This window comes from Streptococcus didelphis DSM 15616, assembly GCF_000380005.1.
GTDB lineage: Bacteria > Bacillota > Bacilli > Lactobacillales > Streptococcaceae > Streptococcus > Streptococcus didelphis.
Window position 1 is genome coordinate 127,957 of record NZ_KB904197.1, and the last position, 6,000, is coordinate 133,956.

The 6,000-nt window shown below is 32.6% G+C and carries 5 protein-coding genes and 1 pseudogene; 4 read left to right on the top strand and 2 right to left on the bottom strand.

Annotated features, from left to right (window positions below; genetic code table 11):
* Positions 1-130 precede the first annotated feature (130 nt).
* Entirely contained in the window at positions 131-1,651 is a 1,521-nt protein-coding gene (locus A3GU_RS0107700; RefSeq protein WP_018366967.1) for a helix-turn-helix domain-containing protein, read from the top strand.
* Positions 1,652-1,854: 203 nt separating this feature from the next.
* On the opposite strand, the gene rlmD is transcribed toward A3GU_RS0107700, so the two are convergent.
* On the bottom strand, positions 1,855-3,225 hold the full coding sequence (rlmD, locus tag A3GU_RS0107705; protein ID WP_040805647.1) for a 23S rRNA (uracil(1939)-C(5))-methyltransferase RlmD: 1,371 nt from the start codon (positions 3,223-3,225) through the stop codon (positions 1,855-1,857).
* A 92-nt stretch (positions 3,226-3,317) separates the two neighbouring features.
* Here rlmD and recX point away from each other — a divergent pair, with 92 nt between their 5' ends.
* The 3 genes from recX (at position 3,318) to A3GU_RS0107720 (ending at position 5,078) form a co-directional block, all read left to right on the top strand.
* Positions 3,318-4,094, top strand: a complete 777-nt coding sequence (recX, locus tag A3GU_RS0107710; protein WP_018366969.1) for a recombination regulator RecX — start codon at positions 3,318-3,320, stop codon at positions 4,092-4,094.
* An 81-nt stretch (positions 4,095-4,175) separates the two neighbouring features.
* Complete coding sequence (gene ntdP / locus A3GU_RS0107715) at positions 4,176-4,709, top strand: nucleoside tri-diphosphate phosphatase (protein ID WP_018366970.1); 534 nt, start codon at positions 4,176-4,178, stop codon at positions 4,707-4,709.
* Positions 4,710-4,763: 54 nt separating this feature from the next.
* Positions 4,764-5,078, top strand: a complete 315-nt coding sequence (locus A3GU_RS0107720; protein ID WP_018366971.1) for a DUF960 domain-containing protein — start codon at positions 4,764-4,766, stop codon at positions 5,076-5,078.
* Positions 5,079-5,239: 161 nt separating this feature from the next.
* Here the strand turns inward: A3GU_RS0107720 and A3GU_RS10105 are convergent.
* Positions 5,240-5,548 (bottom strand): annotated as a pseudogene (locus A3GU_RS10105) (hypothetical protein).
* Positions 5,549-6,000: the final 452 nt, after the last annotated feature.

A 6,000-nucleotide genomic window follows, 5' to 3' on the forward strand; every position in this document is an offset into this window, starting at 1 on the left:
TTAAAGTTGAAATGAGAAAAATCGCTTTCTTTCTGATAACAGAGGAAGTTTGATTTATAATGTGGAATAAGTTATAATATCTGTATTTATCATTTTAAAGGGATTAAGATGGTAAGGAGAGTGGGAAAAATTGTTAGAAAAATACTTAGAACAGTCAATAAGCGATAAAAAATTGTTAATTTCCTTTTTTTTAGATAAAAAAACAGTATCTGTTTCTGACACCATCTTTAAGAGTAAATTGTCTTATAGTCGTATTAGGCAATATTGTCAGGAACTAAATGATTCCTTTCCTAATAGATTGAATATTTATATTCAAAACCAAACCATAAGTTGTAGTTATGTTGAATCCTTTAAAGAAGATTATTTGGTGGAATTATATTCAGAATCAAAGGTACTAAGCTTATTACGCTTTTTAATTTTAAATGAAAAAAGTCAAAAGCCACTAACTTACTTTGCCCAAAAAGAATTCCTTTCTAATGCTTCTGCCTATCGAATGAGAGAAGCTATCATTCCTTACCTAAAAGAAGTAAGGCTAGGATTACATAAAAACGTTATTGTTGGTGAAGAATATCGTATCCGATTTTTAATTGCTCTTCTTCAGTCAGAATATGGCCTTGAAGTTTACCAATTTGACGAAAAGGACTCTGCTATTGTCAACTATTTTATAGAAAACAGTGCTTCCAATCTTAAATTAACTTCTTTATTAAAAAAATCTTTTTCCTTTTATGATGCCCTCCTAACTCTAACTTGGAAGAGACATCATTATGGTGTTACGCTTCCTCAATCAGATCTTTTTAATAAGCTTAAGCAAGAACTTTTTATTTACCGGAAATTATCACTTAGGATAAAAGATACTATTCCTCAATTCTCCCTTCCAGAATTCGACTCCTCTGAATTAGATTATCTTTTTTTAATCTATATTCTTGCCAATAATTCTTTTGCCAGCAAGGAATGGTCCCTAGAAGAAATTGATTCCTACTCAACTATTTTTGAAACAAACACACACTTTCAAGGACTCTTTAATCCCATAAAGACCCTCTTTGCAATCCCCGATAGTAGAGATAAAGAACTAGCTAAAATCATCATATCTTTTGCTAAAAATTTTATCTTTGATTTACAAGCCTTCATTCCGGAAAAGAATTATTTTCTCTCTGATCAATTTAATGGAGACTCCTTATTAAAGGAGTCTATCCAAAAAATAGTTATCAAGTGGAAAACAAATCTTGGACAAGATGTTCTTGTTAACTACCACCATCTTAACTTATTTTGTAATCACCTGGAATTTTTCTTAAAAAGCAATCAACCTCCTCTTAAGCTGGTCCTATTATCTACTGATTTTATTACTGCTAAATTATTTACTCAATTTATGGATAATCATTTTTCTAAAAAATATATTGAATTTTATCCTTTTTACATCCTAACAGATGATTTTTATGATATAAGGAGACTCAATCCTGACTTAATTGTCACCAACCATCATCTGGTTCCTTTTGTCAAAAAAGAAGTTATCTCTACAGTCCCTATTATTGATCTCTCCTATAATATTATAGAAGATAATACCAAACACTTATTAGAGTATATTTCTTACCTTAATAAGCTAAAATTTCATGATTTTTTAGCTAAGCAAGTGGAGTTATATCCTGGAGACTAACCTTCTAAAGCTAAGCTTTCTTTATGTCAAAAAGAGGTATCTGATTGTACTGTCAGATACCTTTTTAGAACAAAAAAATAGCCAAGGTTATACCCAAGCTATCTCTTCATTATATATATTTCTCTTGAGCTATAAGAAAACTGAGAGGACGGCCTAAAAAGCTAAGCTTTATCTTGCTAACTATTGGTAACTGTGAATAAGGACTAAGCTTTCACAGATTCCTTCTTTTGTAGTTTCACCACAGCTTCGGTCCTTGCAGTATGGGGAAACATATCAACAGATTGGATATATTCAAGCTGATAGACCTTGGCTAAGCTAACTAAATCTCTAGCAAGGCTTGACGTATTACAGGAAACATAAACCATCTTTGGTGGTTGATAGTCTAAGATAGTTTTTAATAACTTGTCATCTAAACCAGTCCTTGGAGGATCAACAATGATGGCATCAGCACGGTAGCCTTGCGCATACCATTTAGGAATAATATCTTCTGCCTTACCTGTTTCATAGTAACAGTTATCAAATCCCATAGCAGACGCATTTTGCTTAGCATCCGCAATTGCTTCTGGTATAATATCCATGCCTCGTACCGATTTGACTTTGTCTGCAAAGGCAAAACCAATGGAGCCAACTCCACAATAAGCATCAATAATATGATCATTTGCTCCAACTTCTAAGGCCTGAACCACTTGAGCATACAAGGTTTCTGTTTGCTTGGGATTCAACTGATAAAAAGCCCGCGGTGACAAGGTAAAGCTATAATCCAAAACGTCTTCTTGAATACTACCTTGTCCCCAAAGAATTTCAGTATCTTTCCCATAAATCTCACTAGACTTTGAAGGATTGATATTGAGGGCAATTGTTTTGATTTGTGGAAAGCTTACTCGCAATTCTCCAATCAAAGCAGTCAAAGTTACTTCTTTACTACTAACAAAAATAAGCTGTACTTGCCCACTAGCATGCGCTTTACGAACCATTACTGTACGAATCCCTGCTATCTGACGTTCATTATAAATAGGTAATTTATATTTATCTAATAAATAGGTCACCTTATTAATAATCGCTTGGGTATCCTTGTCCTGTACTAAACAATTACTAACACTAACTAACTGATGACTCCTTTCCGCAAATAAGCCTGCTTTAACAGAACCACCAAATGAGCGGGTTTGAAATTGTAGTTTTGCCCTATAATGCCATGGTTCTTCCATACCTAATGTTGACCTTAACTGATAATGCTCATAGTCAAGAGGCTTGAATTTTTTGAGGGCTTGTTTAATCAAATCATCTTTAAATTCCAGTTGCTTAGGGTAAGCTAGGTGCATAATTTGACAACCTCCACACTCCTCGTAGATAGGACACTGGGGTTGAACACGGTGTTTTGATTTTTTATTAATTGCAATCAGCTCTGCTTGGACAAAGTTTTTTCTGACAGAGGTAATCTGGCAAAGGACTTCTTCTCCTTTTAGAGCACCGCGCACAAAAACTAATGTTTTCTTATAAAACCCGATACCTTCGCCATTAATCCCCATTCTCTTTATTTTTAAAGGTATCCTTTGTTTTTCTTTTAAATAAACCATCACTTTCACAATTCCCCAATATTTTATGTCAATTTCTCTTTTAAAAAGGTTCTCAATCTCTATTTTACCATTAATTTGATATAATATTGACTATGAAAATAAGTAAAATCGAAAAGAAAAAAAGACTCTATCTTATAGAATTTGATAATGAAGAAAAACTCTATGTTACGGAAGATACCATTGTTCGCTTTATGTTAAGTAAAGAGATGGACATTTCTGCTGAAACTTTAAAGGAAATCAAAGCCTTTACTCAGTTTTCACATGGTAAAAATTTAGCCCTTTATTTCATCTCCTTTCAAACTAGAACTGATAAAGAAGTGAGGGATTATTTATTAAAAAATGACATTGATGGGGCTATTATAGATAAGATTATTAGTAATTTAACGCATGAAAAATGGATTGATGATCACAAATACCTTGATGCTTATCTGAATCAAAATGATTTAAATGGTGATAAAGGTCCTCTTGTTATTAAGCAAAAGCTTATCCAAAAAGGTTTGTCCACCAGTCTGATAGATAGCGCTCTAGCCCAGAAAAATTACGACCAATTAGCTGAAAAAGTTGCTAATAAGGTCCTGAAAAAATATCAAAATAAATTACCCCACAGAGCCCTGAAGGATAAGTTAATACAAAGTCTTATAAATAAGGGATTTTATTATGAGCTAGCTAAAAGTATTGTCGCTGACTTGGAATTTGAAGATGATGAAGATGATAATACTGCTCTACTTGAAAAGGAGGCTGAAAAACAGTTTCGAAAATTAAGTAAAAAACATGATAATTATGACCTTAAGCAAAGACTTTTTCAAGCTCTTTATCGTAAGGGATTTGAAAGCGATGCTATTAACAAGATTCTTCAAGACTATCTATAAAGTCGCTCTTATTGAGTGATTTTATTTACCAAATATGGTAAAATCTATCTGATAAGTTTAATTGTAGAAAGTTGGAAGGGCATGAAATTACCTAAAGAAGGTGACTTTATTACAATTCAAAGTTATAAGCATGATGGTAGTTTACACCGAACTTGGCGTGATACTATGGTACTAAAAATAACTGAAAATGCTCTTATTGGAGTCAATGACCATACCCTGGTAACTGAAAACGATGGAAGGCGTTGGGTAACAAGAGAACCTGCCATTGTTTATTTTCATAAGAAATATTGGTTTAATATTATTGCTATGATTAGAGATAATGGTGTCTCTTATTATTGTAACCTTGCGAGNCCCTATACAATGGATGGCGAGGCCCTAAAATACATTGATTATGACTTGGATGTTAAAGTATTTGCGGATGGGGAAAAAAAGTTGCTTGATGTTGATGAATATGAAATTCACAAAATTAAAATGCAATACCCATCAGAAATTGACTTCATTTTAAAAGAAAATGTAAAAATATTAGTTGATTGGATTAATAATCAAAAGGGTCCTTTTTCAAAAGCATATATTAATATTTGGTACAAACGTTATCTTGAACTTAAGAATCGTTAATAGTCATCTGGCACTCCAATTGGAGTGTTTTACTTATACAGAAAAGGAGTCATTATGGCATTTCAAAATACAAAAGAAAGATATGCTAGTTTTGGAGTGGCTACCACAATAGCTCCAGAAATTATAGACAGTTTTTGGCGAATAATAGATCAAAATCTTAAGGGTGTCTTTTCCTTAGATAGTATTCTCATCTTTCATTTAAAGAAAAACAAGCAAAGAAAGTTAGTTATTGATTTCTTTGATAAAAAAACAGGAATCGGACTAGCTGTTGACTCTCCTTATTTATATGATCCCTTTCTTCCTCATACAGTTTATGTGGTCGATAATGCTGGAATTGAGACGATCTTACTTGGACATGAAGTGAATTGAATTAAAGAGATATTTTTACTACAAAAAAGGCTACTGGACCGTTTGCAATCTAGTAGGTTTTTCATATCTTCTTTTAATATAGCAGGATAGAGTAAGTTAGTGGTTTGAAAATATGCCTTGTCGCAAATCTTATTAGCAAGAAAAATTTTCTAGACTAAGAACTAGCTAGAATGGTATTCTTTTTGGAAAGTTTTAGATGAAATAACTCTCTGGTTAGTACGGTCTATATAATCACCATGATAACCCAAAACGTACATACCATAACCTGCAAAACCACCACCGATACTACCGACTGCACCGAGTTCTAGTCCTTTTTCAGTGATGGTTTCAAAGCAGGTAGCAAGATGCGTAAATGATCATCTAACCAGTAAAGAGAATTTTTTCAAATGCTTCATTAACCCAATCAGGCGATTATTGGAATTCCCAATTTGCCAAACTTCAGCTGGTTTTCCTTTGTAAAAAACGTGCATAGTAATCTCCTATTCTAAACCTTTCGCCAGAGCAAAGTTGTACAGTTGTAAAGCTACCAATAAAAAACTCATCCTTTATTAAGAATAATATATATGATTAATTTTTACAAGTTATATATTAAAAACTTTTTTAATAATAAAAGCCATCAGAAAACAAAATTTTACTCATTTTATTGTATTAAGCTTAGAAACGCATCTAAGGCTATCTGAATAGTCATTATCTTTCTAGTTACTATAAGTGCACAATAAAGGCTCTATAATTTCTGTAGTGGGTAAATCCACTAAAGAGATTATAGGGCTTTTTCTACACAAATCCTTCACACAAAAAATCCCATATGACTTATAATGAAAAGCGACGAAATTCACATTAGAAAGGTATCATATGGAACAATTCAATTTTATCACAAACATTCTAGGTATTAAAGACCCTAATATCACTATTTCAGACTACT

Excerpts from the sequence above, each read along its gene's own strand:
- rlmD (WP_040805647.1), bottom strand. The coding sequence starts at position 3,225 with ATGGTTTATTTAAAAGAAAAACAAAGGATACCTTTAAAAATAAAGAGA.
- recX (WP_018366969.1), top strand. The coding sequence starts at position 3,318 with ATGAAAATAAGTAAAATCGAAAAGAAAAAAAGACTCTATCTTATAGAA.
- A3GU_RS0107720 (WP_018366971.1), top strand. The coding sequence starts at position 4,764 with ATGGCATTTCAAAATACAAAAGAAAGATATGCTAGTTTTGGAGTGGCT.